Below are 18,538 nucleotides of genomic sequence, written 5' to 3' on the forward strand. Positions count from 1 at the left end.
TCGGACAGATAGTTTAGCGTTAAACTATCTTTTAGAGCATTTCTTGCGATCTGGCGAGCGTAAATATGACGCAGCGTAGCTTTGCGCAATTCGTGCAGGGGGAGGAAGGGGTTAGCGGATAACGATTTCATCCGCGCGGATCATGCCCAGTACGGATCGGGCCTGTTGATCCAGTAGGTCGAGATCAAGGTAATTGTCCGAAAGACGGCGGGTGAGGTTTTCCATCTCGGCAATCTCAGCTTTGAGCGCCGCGAGGTCGCGTGACAGGGCGTCCCGTTCCGCCGAAATCTCAACCCGTCGAAACAGGCCATAGTCTCCTTGAACGGCGGCAAAGGTGAAATATACACCCAGCATAAAAGCCACCGAAAAGAAAAAAACTGCGCCCAAACCGGGCCGATGGGAACGGGACACTCTGTTGACCGCCGTATGAAGTCTGCCTCAATAACGGGCCCTTTGTGGGCCTCTGATTGCACTATGTCACAGGTGATTCGGGATGTGAATCCCCTGATTCGCAAAAATTTCGCGGTTGAGTCAGATTGTCTCGCGGCCCGGTTTTGCGCGCGCCGCGATGATCACTGTTCTAACGCTGCGACGCCGGGTAGGGTCTTGCCCTCCATCCATTCCAGGAAAGCTCCGCCTGCGGTCGAGATATACGAGAAGTCCTGGGCTGCGCCCGACGCATTCAGCGCGGCAACCGTGTCCCCGCCACCCGCGACCGAGATCAACTGACCCGCGCGTGTCAGCGCAGCGGCTTTCAGGGCGGCGGCGTTGGTGGCGGCGTCAAACGGCTCCAACTCGAACGCGCCGAGCGGGCCGTTCCAGATCAGGGTCTGGCTTTTGCCGAAAATCTCGTTGATGGCGGCAACACTTTCGGGACCTGCGTCTAGGATCATGCTGTCTGCGGGACACTGATCGGCGGGCAGAACCTGATGCGGCGGGTTTGCTTCGAATTTCTCGGCGACCACCACATCAACAGGCAACACGATGGTGCAGCCGGACGCTTCGGCCTTGGCCAGAATCTCTGCGGCAGTGTCTTTCATCGCGGTTTCGGCCAGCGATTTTCCGACATCAACGCCCTTGGCGACAAGGAACGTGTTCGCCATTCCGCCGCCGATGACCAGATAGTCGACCTTGTCGATCAGGTTGCCCAACAGCTCCAGCTTGGTCGACACTTTCGCGCCGCCAACAACGGCTGTCACAGGGCGTTTGGGTGCGCCCAGAGCGCCCTCCAGCGCTTCAAGCTCGGCCTGCATCAGGCGACCGGCGCAGGCGGGCAGCAAACGGGCCAGCGCCTCGGTCGAGCTATGGGCGCGGTGCGCGGCCGAGAACGCGTCATTGCAGTAGACATCGCCCAGACGCGCCATACCAGCGGCCAGATCGGGATCGTTCTTGGTTTCAGCCGCGTGAAAGCGGGTGTTTTCCAGCAGCAGAACCTGACCGGGCTGCAGGGCTTCGGCGGCCAGTTCCGCCTCGGTGCCCACGCAATCGGCGGCGAACAGGACCTTCGCGCCAAAAGCAGACTCCAAGGTCGGGACAAGTTGGTTCAGCGACAGGCTTTCGCGGCGTTCGCCGCCGGGACGACCGAAATGGGCTAGCAGGATGGGCTTGCCACCGGATGCCAGAATGTGCTGCACCGTGGGAACAATACGCTGAATACGGGTGGCGTCGGTCACAACACCGTCAACGACCGGCACGTTGATATCCACACGCACCAGCACGCGTTTGCCGTTCAGGTCCATATCGTCCAGTGTTTTCCAGCCCATCGCGCAATCCTCGTGTTTTGATACCCTTTGGGCGGTTCTTTTCCTGCATTTTGCCCTCAGGTCAATGCGTCACTTGGCATTCAGGCGCTTGGCGCATAGGTATTTGCGCAAGACAAACGACAGGAGGGCCAGATGGCCGAGATCAAGGATCCCGAAAACACAATCATCATCGAGCTGAAAGACGGCAATGTCGTCATTGAGCTGCTTCCCGACGTGGCGCCTCTGCACAGCGCCCGGATGAAGGAACTGGCCCGTGGGGGTGAGTATGACAACGTGGCCTTCCACCGTGTGATTGACGGCTTCATGGCCCAGACCGGCGACGTCCAGCACGGCGACATGGAAGACGGGTTCAACATCCGCATGGCGGGCACAGGCGGGTCGTCTCTTCCGAACGTTCCGGCTGAATTCTCGAAACTGCCACATGACCGTGGAACGCTGGGTGCGGCGCGTTCACAGAACCCGGACTCCGCCAACTCGCAGTTCTTCATCAACTTCAAGGACAACCACTTCCTGAACGGTCAGTACACGGTCTATGGCCGCGTGATCGACGGGATGGAGCATGTAGACGCTATTGTACGGGGCGAGCCGCCTGCGAGCCCGGACCGCATGATCAGCGTCAAGGTAGCGGCAGATGCATAAGCTTGCCGCCGCTTTTGTTCTGTTGGCCAGCCCCGCGCTGGCCACCGGGCTGCAGATCGAGGTTGAGGGTGAGGCCAATGGCACCATCACCGTCGACCTGTTCGAAGATGTCGCACCCAAGCACGTTGAGCAGATCACCGCACTCGCCAACGCAGGTGAGTATGACGGGGTCGTCTTCCACCGCGTGATCGAGGGGTTCATGGCCCAGACCGGAGATGTTCAGTTCGGCAACCAGACCAAGGGCAGCTTCAACGCTGCCAATGCAGGTCGTGGTGGCTCGGACCGTCCTGATCTGCCGGCCGAATTCTCGGACATCACCTTTGATCGCGGTGTAGTCGGCATGGCGCGGTCTCAGAACCCCAACAGCGCGAACTCGCAATTCTTCATCATGTTCGAGCCGGGACCGTTTCTGGATGGCCAGTACACCGTTGTCGGTCAGGTCACGGACGGGATGGACGTAGTTGATGCGATCAAACGCGGTGCGGGCCAGAACGGCGCTGTTGTCGGCCAGCCTGACGCGATGAAAAAGGTCACCGTGACCGAGTAACGAAAAACCCCGGTGCAGGCCATGCGCCGGGGTTTTCTTGTGGGCTAGGGACTGAGATCAGTCGTCGCCCATTGCTTTCCAGATCAACGCACCGATTGCCCCCCCGATCAGCGGGGCAACCCAGAACAGCCAGAGCTGTGCAAGGGCAGGGCCATCGGCAAACAGGGCCACGCCTGTGGACCGTGCCGGGTTGACCGACGTGTTGGTGACAGGGATTGAGATCAGGTGGATCAGGGTCAGGGCCAGACCGATGGCAATCGGAGCAAAGCCCGCAGGCGCTCCGCTGGAGGTGGCCCCCAGAATGATCACGATGAAGAACGCGGTCAGCACGATCTCGATCACCAGGGCGGAGATCATTGAATACCCTTCAGGGGACGCCTCGCCATACCCGTTTGAGGCAAACCCACCGACACCTTCAAAACCCGGCGCGCCGCTGACGATCACATACAGCACCACCGCTGCCGCAATTGCACCCAAGACCTGCGCGACCCAATAAGGCAGTAGGTCTTTGGCGGGGAAGCGCCCACCGATCATCAGGCCGAGGCTGACCGCTGGGTTGAAATGCCCGCCCGAAATATGACCCACCGTATAAGCCATGGTCAAAACGGTCAGGCCGAAGGCGAAGGATACACCAAGCCATCCTATGCCGACATCAGCGACCCCTGCTGCCAGAACCGCGCTGCCGCAGCCCCCCAGAACCAGCCAGAACGTGCCGAAGAATTCGGCCATGAGTTTTGATGACATGAATAGTCCTCCGTTAATCAATGAGGACCAGAGTAATTCAAAAACCGTGATTTGTGAAACTAGCGTTCAGGGGAATTTTCACGGTGTGCGCGTCAGTTAGGCACTTCACCCCATGTCGCGGGATCGAGATTGAACAGCGCGGCAAGCTGTTCATAGACATGAGGTGCCGCCTTTTGCAGGGCGTGAGGGCGCTCAAAGAACACCTCGACCGAGACGGCAAAGAACTCCTCATGGCCTTCGGCACCGTAAGGGTCGATGACGGTGCGATGCCCGGCCTCTACTGCCGCGACATGGTCGGAATAGGCCGCTAGAAAGACCTTTTCCCACTCAGCATAGCTCTGTCCCTTTGCCAAGACCGGAATGCCGTTGGTGCCACCCGACAGGTCGTCGATCTGGTGTGCGAACTCATGGAATACCACGTTGTGCCCGTCATGGTCATTCATCGCGCCTTGCTTGCTATGGGCCCATGACAGGATCACCGGGCCACGGTCCCAGCTTTCGCCGGTTCGGATGATCTCTTTCTCAGTGATCACATAACCGCTGCGCCTTTGCTGACGAGACTTAAAAGCATTGGGATAGATCAGAACAGTCGTCAGATTGTCGTACCAGATGTCGGTGTTCACCACGAGCAGGCAGGCTTGCGCGGCGATGGAGAGTTGCATCTCATCGGTGACTTCCAGCCCGTCGCAGCCATAAAAGCTCACCTGTTCTAGAAACAGGTTGATCTTGCCATCCAGTTTCTCACGCAGGTCGGCGGGAACACGTTGGAGGATAGGGACCTGTGCCGCGATGATACGCCGATCGTCTGCGCTCAATGGCTCGGCCAGAAGCGCAGCGCGCGCCTTTTTCTTGGACCAGGACCAATACAGAAACGCGCCTGCGACGGCAGCGACAAGAGCGAAAAACATCCACATGGGCATAGTTTAGCCGTATCAGTTCAAGCTTGGAACTGGATTCAGAGGAATGCCTGCAGTTGAATCGAAAACGCCGCAGGATGGCCTGCGGCGTTTCAAAAATCCGAGTTGGATTTGCTTTACTGTTTGACTTCCGCAGCCGGGTTGGCACCCGGTTTTGCGCCGCGGCCAGGGTTCAAAGGGTCGTCCTGGCGCTGAACCGAACCTTCGAAATGCGCGCCGCTTTCGATGGCGATTGTCTTGTGGATGATGTCGCCTTCGACCCGCGCTGTCGAGGTCAGGCGGACTTTCAGGCCACGCACGCGACCCACGATGCGGCCGTTGACCACGACATCGTCTGCAGTGACTTCGCCTTTGATGGTCGCGGTTTCGCCGATGGTCAACAGATGCGCGCGGATGTCGCCTTCGACAGTGCCTTCAACCTGAATGTCACCGGTTGTCTTGATGTTGCCGGTGATGTGCAGGTCCGAAGACAGGACCGATGCTGGTGGCTTCGGCTTGGGCGCCGTGCTGGCCTTGGGTTCGGAAGGTGCAGGGGCCGCCGGAGTCGCCGGAGCAGCAGGTTTTGCCGCCTCAGAATCCTTGGATGCGGGTTCGTTGATTTTGCTCTTAGAAAACATTTCTCGCAGCCTTGATGTAAGTCATTGGGTTTACAGGTTTTCCGTTCACGCGCACCTCATAGTGCAAATGCGTGCCGGTGGACCGTCCGGTGCTACCCATATCAGCAATATGATCCCCGCGCGAGACCCTTTGGCCGACCTTCACACGGATCTTGGTGTTATGGGCGTAAAGTGTCTCAATCCCGAAGGCGTGTTTGATCCTCACAAGGCGTCCAAAGCCGGACTGCCAACCGGCATGGGTGACCACGCCATCTGCGGTTGCAAAGATATCGGTGCCTTGGGGACCCGCGAAATCAACGCCGTTGTGCATCCGACGTCCGCCCGTTTTTGGGTCGCGGCGGGAGCCGTAGCCGCTTGTAAACCGCACAGCGGAATGAACCGGGTTCGCAAAGGGCGCTTTTTCGGCCGCCAGACGATACAGGTTCAACTGATCCATTTGTTGCAGAAGCTGGTTTGCGCGCACCTCGTCGGCGGAGATGTCACTCTCCTCGCCGCGGGTGCTCAGGGATAAAGGGGTCAGCGGACCGCCCATACCGCTATATCCGCGCCGCACCTCTTCGATGATGCGGTCCGTGGGCATGCCCGCCTGGCGGAACATCTTGTCCAGAGGCTCGACCGAAATCACCATCGCCTCTTCCAACTGGCGGAAAATCTCGTCACTGCGTTCCTGCATCAGTCGGATTTCCAGCTCCAGATCATCGCGCTGGTCCAGCGCATCGCGTGCGTCAGCTGCAATCTGATCCCGCTCTTCCGCGGTGCGAGCCAGCGCGTCGGTCATGAATTCCATCTGCGCCGGGGCCGATGCTGCCACGACATAGGCGTCCGTTGTATCCGCATCCTGTTGCAGCTTCGCCAGTTCGCCACGGGCCTCTTCGCGTTGCTTCATCGTGGCGCGCAGGGTCGTCTGGATCACTTCGATTCCGGTCTCCAACTCGCGCCGACGGTTTTCCGAGGCCAAAAGCTCGGACTGCATCGCCGAGACCTGTGCCAATGCAGCGTTGAACCGGTCCTGTGCGGCCAAGGCTTCCTGAGCGCGGGCGTCACGCTCAGCGGACAGGATGTTGAGACGTTCTTGATAGGTGGCCTGATCGCGTTTGGCTTGCTCGCGGAAGTTGCCAGATCCGATACTGTCCATCAGCAGAATCGCTGTGGCGACGGCGGTCCAGCCAACCATGACGGCCACACCGGTCACCGCAGCGATCTGCGTTTCCGAGCTGAGTCGGATGTACCGTGTGTCTTTGTCAGATTTCAGAAAAACCCGGCGTTCCGGGAAGTGCCGTTCGAGCAGCGAGTGAAATTTAATTGCCAGACGTGTTCTCACGCGTCTTACCTCTCATCCCCAAGATCGGGACCGGTCGTGGTGCAATAGCCGTCCCTTGGACGGGATGCTTAATAGGGTCTCAGCATTCGGGCAAGTTTGTTGACCAATTTGTCGTCGAAGGTGCAGTTTTCCCCCTACGGATCGGCGAAAACCTGCCGAAATTAACCTTTAACCTTAGTCTGAGACCTGACCCGTCGCGGGCATATCCTCGGTGAGTGGCCAGTAGAAGTCCGGCGGCAACCCTGCCTCGGCGCGCTTCTCTTCGTTAAAGGGCGGTTTCAAGGCACCGTGGAAATAGCGCCGAACCAATTGGTGGAAGACGTCCTTGGGGTCGGCGTTTTCGCGTCCGCATAGAAAATGGAACCACTTGGAGCCATAGGCGACGTGGCCGACCTCTTCCGCATAGATCACCTCGAGTGCAGCGATGGCTTGTTCCGCCTTTGCCTTGCGAAAGATATCGATCATGCCGGGGGTGACGTCCAGCCCGCGTGCCTCTAGCACCATGGGAACCACTGCAAGGCGGCCCATCAGATCTTCGGCAGTGTCTTCGGCGGCGCGCCACATGCCTGCATGGGCGGGCAGGGCGCCGTAAAGGCTGCCCATCTGTTCCAGACAATCGCACACCATCTCAAAATGGCGCGATTCTTCTTCGGCGCATTTGACCCAGTCATCGTAAAAACCGATCGGCATGGGCACGTGACCGAAGCGGGCAATGATGTCCCAATGCAGATCCACGGCATTCAGTTCAATATGTGCAACAGCGTGCAGGAGCGCGATCCGTCCGGCCTCGGACCCCGGTTTGCGCTTTGGCACTTCGCGCGGGGAGAGCAGCTCGGGCTTTTCAGGGCGTGCAGGGGTCAAAGGCGGGGTGGCGGTGCCGATTTCAATCGCGTCACCCTCGCCCTTGCGCGACGCGAACCAAGCGGCGGCATGGCGTTTGGAAAGGGCGGTTTTCTCCCGCCCGTCCGCTGTGGTCAGAACCTCGGTTGCCATCTGGGTCAGTGTTTTGGGCACTGGTACGCTCCGCCTTGTCGTGTCGGGGCTGGGGATAGACCGGATGGCGCGCGGGGTCGAGGGGGGCTACATCGCCTTGACGGCTTCAAGCACAGCATCCACGTGGCCCGGCACTTTGACCTTGCGCCAGACCTGCGCGATGCGGCCCTTGGCGTCGATCAGAAAGGTCGAGCGTTCGATGCCCATGGATTTGCGGCCATACATATTCTTCTCGACCCAGACGCCGTAATCCTCGCAGACGGTCGAGTTTTCATCCGACAGCAAAGGCGTAGTCAGGTCGTGTTTGGCGACGAACTTGTCATGTTTGGCAACGCTGTCGCGCGAGATGCCGAAGACCTGAGCGCCCGCATCGGCAAAGGCCTGAAGCTGCTCCGAAAAACCGATGGATTCCTTGGTGCAGCCCGGCGTATCATCGCGGGGATAAAAGAATAAAACGACGGCATTGCCGCGCAGATCCGCGAGGGATACCTCACCGCCGCCGTCTCGGGGAAGGGTGAAGTCAGGGGCCATGTCTGAAACGTCGGGCATTGGAAACTCCGCTAAAGGTTTTTAAACGCTGCCCGATATCATAGGGCAACGCGGACGGGTTGAAAGGCGTGGAACGCAAATTGGTGCAGCTGGATCAGGACAATAGCGAAGAGGCGGGCCAACCGAAACGTCGCCGCTCGCGCCGTCGGTCGGCGGGCATCTGGACGTTGCGGGGCGTTGTTTTGCTGGTCGTTCTGGCTGTGGTCACGGGGTTTATGGTGTTGGGCCAGCGTATGCACGCCCCGGCTTGGCTACGCAGTCACGTTGAGGCGCGTTTGGAGGAGAATCTGGGCGGTCTCCAGATCCGCTTTGGGGATGTCAGCTTTATCATTCACGAAGGCTGGCGGCCCCGTTTGCGTCTGACGGATGTGTCCATCAGTGATCAGGCCGGACAACAGATCGCCCAAGTGTCGGATATGCGGGCCAGCCTGGCGATGCGGCCCTTGCTGCGCGGTCATGTGCGACCCAAGCGGATCATACTCAGCGGGGCACAGATCGCCCTGATCCGGGGTGAGGACGGTGCGCTGACCCTGACGGTGGGCACTGGCAGCGCGCCCGTGCAAAGCGCATCGAACCTCGCCGAATTGATCGAGGCCGGGGATGAGGTGTTCCTTTCTCCGGTCCTGTCCGCGCTGACCTCGGTGCAGTTGGACGCGATCACGCTGGACTATCGCGATCTGCGGTTGGGGAGGTCCTGGATACTAGACGGCGGCCATATTCAGCTGACCCGCAATGACGACGACATGCGGCTGGCCACCGGGTTCTCGGTCCTGTCCGGGCGCGATTTTGTCAGCCAGATCGAGGCCAATTACACCAGCATTCTGGGTACGCCCGAGGCACGTTTTGGCGTGACGATCACCGATCTTCCAGCCGAGGATATATACGGCCAAAGCCCGGCATTGGCGTGGTTGCAGGTTTTGAAAACGCCCATCTCGGGCGCGGTACGAGGCAGTGTGGATGGCTCAGGGGGGTTCGGCCCTGTTTTCGCGACGCTCAATCTGGGGGCCGGGGCGGTGCAGCCGAATCCGGAGACACGTGCCATCCCGTTCGACTCCGCGCGCACCTACTTCACCTATGATCCCAACCGGCAGGAGCTGGACTTCAACGAGGTCTCGATCGATTCCGCCTGGGGATCGGTGCAGGCCGCGGGCAAAGCCTATCTGCAAGGGGTGGAAAACGGGACGCTCGACAGTCTGGATGGGCAGTGGAGCCTGACGGGGATCAACGTCAACCCGGCCAACCTCTTCCCCGAGCCTCTGAACCTGAAGAGGGCCGATCTGGACGTTCAGATGAAATTCGCCCCCTTCCGGCTGCGCGTAGGTCAGATGACGATCGAGGATGGCGGCCACCGCGTGCGGGCCTCGGGTCTGCTGGTCGGGCTGGCCGATGGCTGGTCGGCCGATCTGGATGCGCATCTGAACCAGATGGACTCTGAAGATGTCCTAAACTATTGGCCTGAACGTCTGGCGCCGAAGCCGCGGGAGTGGGTGACCAAAAACCTTTCCAAGGGCGCCTTGTCGGATATGGATTTCGCGCTGCGTCTGCGACCCGACAACAAACCCGATATCTATCTGGACTTCGGATTCGAGGATGCCACCATCCGTTTTGCCAAGACCCTGCCTCCGGTCGAAGGCGCGCAGGGGCAGGCCAGTCTGATTGACGACCGCTTTACCGCAACCGCGCAGCAGGGTGTGGTGATGGCCGATCAGGGCGGGGTTGTGGATGCTTCGGGGACGTCCTTCATCATTCCCGATACCGAAATCAAAAAAAATACGCCGGGTATTGCACGGATAAGTGCGACGGGGGGTGTCACTGCCGCGCTATCCCTACTGGATCGCCCACCTCTCAGCTTGCTCAGCAAGGCAGGACTGCCGGTCGATATGGCCGAAGGAAACGTGGCGCTCAAGGGCACGTTGTCCTTGCCGCTGATCAAGGGCCTCAAGTTTCAGGACACGCAATTTCACTTTGCAGGCACCCTCGGCGACCTGCGGAGCGACCGTCTGGTGCCGGGATTTTCCGTCAGCGCACCGATTCTGGAGTTGTCCGGAGACCAGACCGGCGTGCAGATCGAAGGGCAGGGTCTGTTCGGCGATGTGCCTTTGCAGGCCAAATGGCAACAGCCGATTGATGGCGAGACGGCGCAGCGCAGCACCGTGACGGGGCAAATCGAACTGTCCCAACGTCTGATGGCCGAATTGAAGGCTGGGTTGCCGCAAAGCTTCCTCAGCGGATCCGGCACGGCTGATTTTACGCTGGGCATCGGTGCGGGCTCGCCGCCGCAACTATCAGCCTCATCCGATCTGGTGGGCGTCACGCTGGCCATACCCGAACTGGGATGGCGCAAACCCGCGTCGACCAGCGGCACGCTGACTGCTGATGCAACGCTGGGCGATGGGCTGAAGGTTGATGCCTTGAACCTGCAGGCGGCGGGGTTGCGGACTGCGGCGTCGATCACCTTCCGAGAGGGAGAGTTTGGCCGTGTTTCCTTCAGTTCCTTCGATCTGGGCAACTGGTTGGCTGTTCCGGCCGAGCTGATCGGGCGGGGTAATGCCGCACCCGACATTCGCGTTCTTGGCGGGGTGCTGAACCTGGGCCGCGCCACATTTGGCAGGTCCGAGGGCGGCAGCAGCGGGTCGGGCGCTGGACCGAATCTCGACGTAACGCTTGACCGCCTCCAAGTCACTGAGGGCGTGGCTCTGACCGGCTTCAAGGGCAAGTTTCAAACGACCGGAGGTGTCAACGGCACCTTCAACGCCCGTGTCAACGGAGGGGCTGCCATGCAAGGCCGCCTCACCCCGCGGGGCGCGCGCAGCGCGGTAGAGCTGACCTCGAACGATGCGGGGGCTGTCCTGCGCTCAGCGGGTTTGCTGACGCAGGCGCGAGGCGGAACGTTAGATGTACAGTTGGAACCAGTCGCGGCGGCTGGCAGCTATGATGTGATCCTCAGCATCGTTAGCACCCGCATTCAGGATGCGCCGGCTATGGCGGCGCTGCTGAATGCGATCAGTCTGGTCGGGTTGCTGGATGAGATGGCTGGCCAGGGCATTTTCTTCTCGTCCATCGACAGCCGGATGCGGATCACTCCGACCGAGGTCAAGATCCTCAGTGGAAGTGCTGTTGGCCCGTCCATGGGACTGTCTTTTGATGGAACAGTGAATACGGTGGCCGGGACGCTGAACCTGCGGGGTGCCATTTCCCCGATCTACCTGCTGAATGCGGTTGGCAGCGTCTTTACCAAAAAGGGCGAGGGGGTCATCGGGTTCAATTATTCCCTTACGGGGCCTTTGGCAGACCCGAAGGTCTCGGTGAACCCGCTGTCGGGCCTCGCGCCGCTGTTCCTGCGCAACCTTCTGCGCCCACCAGCCCCGACGGTTTCAGATGGGCCGAATGCCCAACCGCGCAAACCTGACGAACCCAAGCGTACGTACGGCGCCCCGAAAAGCGACCGCTAGGGGATATGGCCGAATCTCTTGTGGCCTTGTATGGCGCGGCCATGAAACTCAGCGATTTTGATTTCCACCTGCCCGAAGACCTGATTGCGACCCGACCCGCCAACCCGCGCTCGTCCGCGCGTTTGCTGGTGGCCGAGGGCGAGGCGATTTCGGACAGCCATGTGTTCGATCTGCCCAACTGGCTGCGCCCCGGCGATCGGCTTGTGTTGAACGATACGCGCGTGATCCCGGCAAGGCTCAGCGGACGGCGGCACCGCGACAGCGCGCAGGGGCTGGTTTCCGCCGCGATCGAGGCGACGTTGCTGGAGCCTAAGGCGGATGGATCCTGGACCGCGCTGATTAAGCCGCTGAAAAAGGTCAAGCCGGGCGAAGAGATCGTATTCTCGGACGATCTCAGTGCGACGCTGGACCGGGTAGAGGACGGGCAGGCCTATCTGCAGTTCAACCTCAGGGGTGAGGATTTTGACGCCGCCCTTGAACAGGCCGGTGCAATGCCCTTGCCACCCTACATCGCCGCCAAACGTCCAGCGGATGAGCAGGACAAGGCGGATTACCAAACCATCTGGGCGCGCAACTCGGGCGCTGTGGCCGCACCAACCGCGTCGCTGCATTTCGATGATGCGTTGATGGCTGCGCTGGCAGAGCGTGGGGTGGAATTCAGCCACGTGACCCTACATGTGGGTGCGGGCACGTTTTTGCCGGTAAAGGTCGAGGACGTGACAACCCACAAGATGCATGCCGAGTGGGGCCGGGTCAGCCAGCAGGCTGCTAATGAGATCCGCGCCACCAAGGCGGCAAGGGGCCGGGTGATCCCGGTCGGTACCACCGCACTGCGCCTGATCGAAAGCGCCGCGCGCAGTGGGCAGATCGCGCCTTGGGAAGGGGAAACCGACATCTTCATCTATCCGGGCTTTCAGTTCCACGTGACGGACGCACTGATGACCAATTTCCACCTGCCCAAATCGACCCTGCTGATGCTGGTTTCGGCCCTGATGGGACAAGAGCGTATGCGGTCCGTCTATGCCCATGCGATTGAACAGAAGTATCGCTTTTTTTCGTATGGGGATTCGTCCCTTCTGATCCCCTAAAACCCTCAGCCGCGACACTGTCAGACAGGGAATGTCGTAGACAGGCGCGAACTGCATTTGTTTTGATCACATAACAACTCGCAATTCAGCTTAGCACATCCCGGAGGCCCAAATGATTCAGGTTCTGTCCACCGCTTGGGCGCTTCTTCTCGGCATGGGTTTGCTGATGGTCGGCAACGGCCTGCAAGGCACGATTCTGGGTGTTCGCGGTGAAATCGAAGGTTTCTCGACCCTCGAGATGTCCTTTGTGATGTCGGCCTATTTCATGGGATTTCTAGGCGGATCACGCCTCGCGCCTGAGATGATCCGCAGGGTCGGCCATGTGCGTGTCTTCGCAGCCCTGGCCTCGTTCATTTCCGCGGTCATGATCATGTATCCGATGCTGACCGACCCGATCGCGTGGTTCCTGGGGCGTGCCGTGATCGGCTTCTGCTTCTCGGGCGTGTATGTGACCGCTGAAAGCTGGCTCAACAACGCGGCCAGTAATGAGAACCGGGGGCAGGCGCTGTCGCTTTATATGATCGTGCAGATGCTGGGGATCATTTCGGCTCAGGGGTTGGTTCTGCTGGGCGATCCCGCAGGGTATGAAACGTTTGTGATCGCGTCGATCCTCGTTTCTGTCTCGTTCGCGCCGATCCTCTTGTCGATTTCTCCGACCCCTGCATTCGACACCACCAAACCCATGACCCTGCGCGAACTGATGGGCAAATCCCCGTTGGGCTGTGTGGGCATGTTCCTTTTGGGCGGGGTGTTCTCGGCGCAGTTCGGCATGGCAGCGGTCTATGGCGCGCGCGCCGGGCTGAGCCTGATCGAGATTTCGACCTTCGTGGCCGCCTTCTACATCGGCGCCATCGTGCTACAATACCCGCTGGGTTGGTTCTCGGACCGGATGGATCGGCGTTTCCTGATCCTGCTGGCGGCTGCCATGGGCGGTGCCAGTGCCATAGCTGGCATGCTATTCGGGGTGAATTTCCCGATCCTTCTGGTTACCGCTTTCTTTATTGGTGGTATGTCAAACCCGCTCTATTCCCTGCTGATCGCCCATACGAACGATTTTCTGGATCGCGAAGACATGGCCGCTGCATCTGGTGGTTTGCTTTTCATCAACGGCTTGGGCGCGATTGCTGGCCCGCTGATTACGGGTTGGTTGATGGGGGACGGGATCTTTGGACCTCCGGGCTTTTTCCTGTTCATCGCGGCGTTGCTGCTCGCGATGGCCGGCTACGCAATGTATCGCATGACGCAGCGCGCGGCGATCCCTGTTGACGAAACCGGCACTATGTCGCCTCTGTACCCCTCCGCATCCCCTGTTGCGCTTGAGGTGGCCCAGGAAGTGGCCATCGAAGCCGCCGAGGCCGAGGAGGACGCACAAGATGTTTCCGCTAACGCCTAAATATGTCCGAAATGTAGTAATATTTTACTGTTACAAATCTGTAAAACAGCCTTAAATGACCTTACGTCCCTGGGGAGGGCAACACACGGAGTTAAGGGCAATGGTTGGTCCTGAAGACGTATTGAGTTTTTGGTTGGATGAGGTCGGCCCCAAGGGGTGGTACATGCAGGACGACGCGCTGGATCAGAAGATCCGCGACCGTTTCCTGACCACTTGGGAAGCCGCGACAGAGGGCAAGTTTTCGCTCTGGTTGACATATCCCAGCGGGTCGCTGGCCTATATCATCCTAGCAGACCAATTCCCGCGCAACATGTTCCGGGGTGAGGCACGGGCCTTTTCGTCGGATCGGGCGGCTCTGGCCGCTGCGAAATGTGCGGTGGACAAGGGCTGGGATATGAAAATCGACGAACCCGCCCGGCAGTTCTTTTATCTGCCGATGATGCATTCCGAAAACCTGTGTGATCAGGAACGCTGCGTGCGTCTGATGTGCCAGAACCTCAGCAGCGAGGATTCCAGCAACCTGCTGCACGCGCGCGCCCATCGCGAGGTGATCCGGAAATTCGGACGCTTCCCCTATCGGAATGAGGCCCTGTCACGCACCCCAACCGTGCATGAGACCGCCTATGTCGACATGGGCGGCTATGGCTCCACTGTGCGTGAGTTGCAAGCAGCCGGTTAACTTTCGGGCACGCATCCACGGATAGCAATGATCCGGTCGGCTACCACGTCGACCGAGGTCTCAATTGCATGGTCGATCAATTGGTCAGGTGACTCCGCCAACTCTGCAAACCGGGTTTGAACGGTCTGCAGATTGGTTTCTAGCGTTTCCAGCTTGTCTAGCGTATTGGACATTCGCAGAGAAACGACGGTGTTGCTCACCAGACCGTCCTCTTGAATGCGGGCCAAATCACTGCGCAGTCCGGAAAGCTGCTCGCGAATACCCTGCGCCTCGTCCCGCAACGGGGTGACAACTTGCAGCTTTTCCGACAGGCCCGAGGTGACATCCTCGACGGTCGAAGCCAGTTTCCAGCCCAAAAACAGGCAAAGCGCCACTAGGATCAGCGTTGCATTCAGAAGTGCAAGGAGAAGGTCTTTGAGGGTCTTGGCCATGATAAGTCTTTCGAATGCTTTGTGAATATAAGACGGGCGGAGGCCCCGGCTGTTCTTTTCTAGCCTTTGAAAAAGCTTGGGTATAGGCTGAAAGCTGCACGTATCGACCATAACATACCGGCGTCGCTTTTGTCGCGGTATGTCTATATTGATGCGCTGTGAAAAATAGTTTAATGCTAAACTAAATTTCAAACCGACCTGGGCCGAGAGGGACACATGGCTGAAAAATCTTTTGATCTGATCGTAATCGGTGCTGGTCCGGGCGGCTATGTGGCCGCAATCCGCGCGGCGCAGCTGGGCCTCAAGACCGTCGTGGTCGAGCGGGAGCATCTGGGCGGCATCTGCCTGAACTGGGGCTGCATTCCAACTAAAGCAATGCTGCGCTCCTCAGAAGTCTTCCACCTTATGGAGCGCGCGAAGGACTTTGGCCTGACGGCGGACAAGTTCGGCTATGATCTGGACGCGGTGGTCAAACGCTCACGTGGCGTTGCCGGCCAGTTGTCGGGTGGGATCGGCCACTTGCTGAAGAAGAACAAAGTCAGTGTCGTGATGGGCGAGGCGACGATTACCGCAAAAGGCAAAGTCTCAGTCAAAACCGAGAAGGGCACCGAAGAGCTGGCCGCCAAAAACATCGTCCTCGCCACTGGTGCACGCGCGCGAGAGCTTCCAGGGCTGGAAGCAGATGGCGATCTGGTCTGGACCTACAAACACGCACTGCAGCCGCCGCGGATGCCGAAGAAACTGCTCGTCATCGGCTCGGGCGCCATCGGGATCGAATTCGCCAGCTTCTACAACACGCTGGGCGCAGACACGACCGTGGTTGAAGTGATGGATCGCGTGCTTCCGGTTGAAGACGCTGAAATCAGCGCCTTCGCGAAGAAAGCCTTCACCAAGCAGGGCATGACCATCATGGAAAAGGCGATGGTCAAGCAACTTGATCGCGGCAAGGGTAAGGTCACCGCGCATATCGAGGCCAAAGGTAAGGTCGAAAAGCACGAGTTCGACACTGTGATCTCGGCCGTTGGCATTGTCGGCAATGTCGAGAATCTGGGACTGGAAGCACTCGGCGTGAAAATCGACCGTACGCATGTTGTGACGGATGAGTTCTGCCGCACCGGCGTTGATGGTCTCTATGCGATTGGCGATATCGCGGGCGCGCCTTGGTTGGCTCATAAAGCCAGCCACGAAGGCGTCATGGTGGCCGACCTGATCGCAGGCAAACACGCGCATCCGGTCAAACCCGAAAGCATCGCAGGTTGCACCTATTGTCACCCACAGGTGGCCTCGGTTGGCTATACCGAAGCCAAAGCCAAAGAGCTGGGCTACGACATCAAGGTCGGCCGCTTCCCCTTCATCGGGAACGGTAAGGCGATTGCGCTTGGAGAGCCTGAGGGCATGATCAAGACGATCTTTGACGCCAAAACCGGTGAGCTGCTGGGCGCGCATATGATCGGTGCAGAAGTAACCGAGTTGATTCAGGGTTACGTGGTCGGTCGCCAGTTGGAGACGACAGAAGAAGACCTGATGAACACCGTCTTCCCGCACCCGACACTGTCAGAAATGATGCATGAAAGTGTTCTGGATGCTTATGATCGCGTGATCCATATGTAAGGGGTTAGGGGGCGCTGCCCCCGTCGCGGCAAGCCGCGACTCCCCCGGGATATTTATAGCCAGATGAAGCATGGGATCCGTCCTTCATCTGGCCGAAAATACCTCGGAGCGCGAGGCAGAGCCTCGCAAAAGACTTCTACGAATTCAAAGCATCGAGAATGCGGGCCCAAGAGCGGATGCCCTTGTGGAAGCTTTTGACATCATATTTCTCATTCGGAGAGTGGATGGCATCGTCGTCATTGGCGTAGCCGACCAGCATCGAATCCAGGCCCAGAACGGTGTCGAAATAACCAACGACCGGGATTGAGCCGCCCATTCCGGTGAATACGGCTTCGCGGCCCCATTCGTCGGACAGCGCCGCGCGGGCCGCTTCGAATTCAGGGCGATCGAGATTCATGACCGAGGCTGGGGACCCTTCGAGGTCATTGTCCCAGACAACTTTGGCATCCGGGGACAGGTGCTCCTCTACATGTTTACGAATCTTGTCGCGCAAGGCGTCGGGGTCCATGTCACCGACAAGGCGGCAGGTGATTTTGCAATGAGCTTCCGATGGGATCACCGTTTTTGATCCAGCACCGTTGTAGCCGCCCCAAAGGCCGTTGACCTCAAGCGTGGGGCGTGCCCATTGCTGTTCCAGCGTGGAATAGCCTTTTTCGCCATGCGGTTGGCTATATCCCACCGAGTTCAGATATTCGGCTTCGTCGAAACCGCAGTTTTCCCACTGGCGCAGCTGATCTGCCGGGACCTCGTGAACGCCTTCGTAGAAACCTTCAACAGCGACACGCCCGGTCTCGTCGTCATAGAAGGAAGCCACGATCTTGGACAATTCGCGCAGCGGGTTCAGACCGGGGCCGCCGTAGTGGCCGGAATGCAGGTCGATGCGGGGGCCTACGATAGTGAACTCATCCTTCAGCATTCCGCGCAATTGCGAGGCAATCGAGGGCACTCCGCGTGACACCATTGAGGTGTCGCAAACCAGGGCCAGATCGGCCTGCAATTCGTCTTTGTTCGCTTCGAGGAACGGCACCAGCGACGGCGAGCCTGATTCCTCTTCACCTTCGAAGAAAAAGGTGATGCGGCAGGGCAGGGTGCCGTGGACGGCTTTCCAGGCACGGCAGGCCTCGACAAAGGTCATCAGCTGGCCCTTGTCGTCGGACGACCCACGGCCGCGGATGACGGGTCCGTTTTCGGTCTCCTCGATGGCGGGGTCGAACGGATCGCGGTTCCACAGGTTCAGCGGATCGACGGGTTGCACATCATAATGCCCGTAGAACAGCACATGCGGGCCGTCGCTGCCCTCACCGACATGACCCACGACCATCGGGTGACCGGGTGTTTCGCGTTTTTCTGCTGCAATCCCAATGCTCTGCAGATCCGTGACCAGCCAGTCCGAAGCCTTGTCGACCTCGGCCTTGTAGGCGGGATCGGTTGAGATCGATTGGATGCGCAACAGCTCCATCAGGCGGTCGATCGAGGTTTGCAGATCAGAATCGATCCGGCTCAGCACGGCGTCTAGCGACATAACAGGGCTCCTGCTTGGGAATGATTTGCGCGAACCCTATCAGTGTTGGCGCTGCCGTCCAGAGCAGAGTGCGCAGTATCGCCCCGTAGTGAGTGGCCGAAGTTAAGCTTCTGTACCTGCGTCGTTTCCCCACGTCTTTTAGACGTAAGTTTACTTGCTGCGCGGCTATGAAGCTTATATTTGATGCAAATCAAAGTTGGGTTCTAACTAGCGGCTTTAATAAGGTCGAACGTGCGAACACAAAGCTGCTTTAGGGGCAATGTCCTGTAAGG

Annotated in this window: 17 protein-coding genes; 7 read left to right on the forward strand and 10 right to left on the reverse strand. The window is 59.2% G+C overall.

The annotated features are described in order from the left end of the window. Nucleotides 1-111: 111 nt before the first annotated feature. Nucleotides 112-411, reverse strand: coding sequence for an FtsB family cell division protein (locus ACXAH8_RS01560; protein WP_170458795.1), 300 nt, complete (start codon nucleotides 409-411; stop codon nucleotides 112-114). A 161-nt stretch (nucleotides 412-572) separates the two neighbouring features. Continuing rightward, nucleotides 573-1,763, reverse strand: coding sequence for a phosphoglycerate kinase (locus ACXAH8_RS01565; protein ID WP_475215503.1), 1,191 nt, complete (start codon nucleotides 1,761-1,763; stop codon nucleotides 573-575). A gap of 132 nt (nucleotides 1,764-1,895) precedes the next feature. Between ACXAH8_RS01565 and ACXAH8_RS01570 the strand changes: the two genes are divergently transcribed. After that, the gene (locus ACXAH8_RS01570) at nucleotides 1,896-2,402 is read left to right on the forward strand and encodes a peptidylprolyl isomerase (protein WP_170374004.1); all 507 of its coding nucleotides are present in this window, start codon (nucleotides 1,896-1,898) and stop codon (nucleotides 2,400-2,402) included. Further along, nucleotides 2,395-2,949: a peptidylprolyl isomerase gene (locus tag ACXAH8_RS01575; RefSeq protein WP_170374003.1), complete on the forward strand. Its 555-nt coding sequence runs from the start codon at nucleotides 2,395-2,397 to the stop codon at nucleotides 2,947-2,949. Before ACXAH8_RS01570 ends, ACXAH8_RS01575 begins: the two co-directional genes overlap by 8 nt. Nucleotides 2,950-3,006: 57 nt before the next feature. Here ACXAH8_RS01575 and aqpZ read toward each other — a convergent pair whose 3' ends face one another. From aqpZ to ACXAH8_RS01605, 6 genes are all read right to left on the reverse strand, one after another. Further along, nucleotides 3,007-3,693, reverse strand: a complete 687-nt coding sequence (aqpZ, locus tag ACXAH8_RS01580; protein ID WP_475215507.1) for an aquaporin Z — start codon at nucleotides 3,691-3,693, stop codon at nucleotides 3,007-3,009. Nucleotides 3,694-3,785: 92 nt separating this feature from the next. After that, the gene (locus tag ACXAH8_RS01585; RefSeq protein ID WP_475215510.1) at nucleotides 3,786-4,601 is read right to left on the reverse strand and encodes a M90 family metallopeptidase; all 816 of its coding nucleotides are present in this window, start codon (nucleotides 4,599-4,601) and stop codon (nucleotides 3,786-3,788) included. Between the two features lie 125 nt (nucleotides 4,602-4,726). Then, complete coding sequence (locus ACXAH8_RS01590; protein WP_170374000.1) at nucleotides 4,727-5,227, reverse strand: bactofilin family protein; 501 nt, start codon at nucleotides 5,225-5,227, stop codon at nucleotides 4,727-4,729. Further along, the gene (locus ACXAH8_RS01595; protein ID WP_475215512.1) at nucleotides 5,217-6,548 is read right to left on the reverse strand and encodes a DUF5930 domain-containing protein; all 1,332 of its coding nucleotides are present in this window, start codon (nucleotides 6,546-6,548) and stop codon (nucleotides 5,217-5,219) included. The genes ACXAH8_RS01590 and ACXAH8_RS01595 overlap by 11 nt, the downstream gene beginning before the upstream one ends. Nucleotides 6,549-6,722: 174 nt before the next feature. Next, a complete protein-coding gene (locus tag ACXAH8_RS01600; protein WP_475216256.1) occupies nucleotides 6,723-7,541 on the reverse strand; it encodes a ferritin-like domain-containing protein in 819 nt (272 codons plus the stop codon). A gap of 87 nt (nucleotides 7,542-7,628) precedes the next feature. Next, on the reverse strand, nucleotides 7,629-8,090 hold the full coding sequence (locus ACXAH8_RS01605; protein WP_475215514.1) for a peroxiredoxin: 462 nt from the start codon (nucleotides 8,088-8,090) through the stop codon (nucleotides 7,629-7,631). A gap of 68 nt (nucleotides 8,091-8,158) precedes the next feature. On the opposite strand from ACXAH8_RS01605, the gene ACXAH8_RS01610 reads away from it, so the two are divergent. From ACXAH8_RS01610 to ACXAH8_RS01625, 4 genes are all read left to right on the forward strand, one after another. After that, entirely contained in the window at nucleotides 8,159-11,542 is a 3,384-nt protein-coding gene (locus ACXAH8_RS01610) for a YhdP family protein (RefSeq protein WP_475215516.1), read from the forward strand. A 41-nt stretch (nucleotides 11,543-11,583) separates the two neighbouring features. After that, entirely contained in the window at nucleotides 11,584-12,630 is a 1,047-nt protein-coding gene (gene queA / locus ACXAH8_RS01615; RefSeq protein ID WP_475216258.1) for a tRNA preQ1(34) S-adenosylmethionine ribosyltransferase-isomerase QueA, read from the forward strand. 112 nt (nucleotides 12,631-12,742) lie between these two features. Beyond that, nucleotides 12,743-14,023 carry an MFS transporter gene (locus ACXAH8_RS01620; RefSeq protein ID WP_475215518.1) on the forward strand — a complete coding sequence of 427 codons (1,281 nt, stop codon included), beginning with the start codon at nucleotides 12,743-12,745 and terminating at the stop codon, nucleotides 14,021-14,023. A 100-nt stretch (nucleotides 14,024-14,123) separates the two neighbouring features. Beyond that, a complete protein-coding gene (locus ACXAH8_RS01625) occupies nucleotides 14,124-14,702 on the forward strand; it encodes a DUF924 family protein (protein ID WP_475215520.1) in 579 nt (192 codons plus the stop codon). Here ACXAH8_RS01625 and ACXAH8_RS01630 read toward each other — a convergent pair. Next, nucleotides 14,699-15,133 carry a hypothetical protein gene (locus ACXAH8_RS01630; protein ID WP_475215522.1) on the reverse strand — a complete coding sequence of 145 codons (435 nt, stop codon included), beginning with the start codon at nucleotides 15,131-15,133 and terminating at the stop codon, nucleotides 14,699-14,701. The genes ACXAH8_RS01625 and ACXAH8_RS01630 overlap by 4 nt on opposite strands. A gap of 216 nt (nucleotides 15,134-15,349) precedes the next feature. Between ACXAH8_RS01630 and lpdA the strand changes: the two genes are divergently transcribed. Continuing rightward, nucleotides 15,350-16,744: a dihydrolipoyl dehydrogenase gene (gene lpdA, locus ACXAH8_RS01635; RefSeq protein WP_475215524.1), complete on the forward strand. Its 1,395-nt coding sequence runs from the start codon at nucleotides 15,350-15,352 to the stop codon at nucleotides 16,742-16,744. 136 nt (nucleotides 16,745-16,880) lie between these two features. Here lpdA and ACXAH8_RS01640 read toward each other — a convergent pair whose 3' ends face one another. Continuing rightward, nucleotides 16,881-18,266 (reverse strand): dipeptidase, encoded by a 1,386-nt coding sequence (locus tag ACXAH8_RS01640; protein ID WP_475215526.1) that lies wholly within the window; start codon nucleotides 18,264-18,266, stop codon nucleotides 16,881-16,883. Between the last annotated feature and the right edge of the window lie 272 nt (nucleotides 18,267-18,538).

It is taken from the genome of Ruegeria sp. ABV3_008 (genome assembly GCF_056161185.1).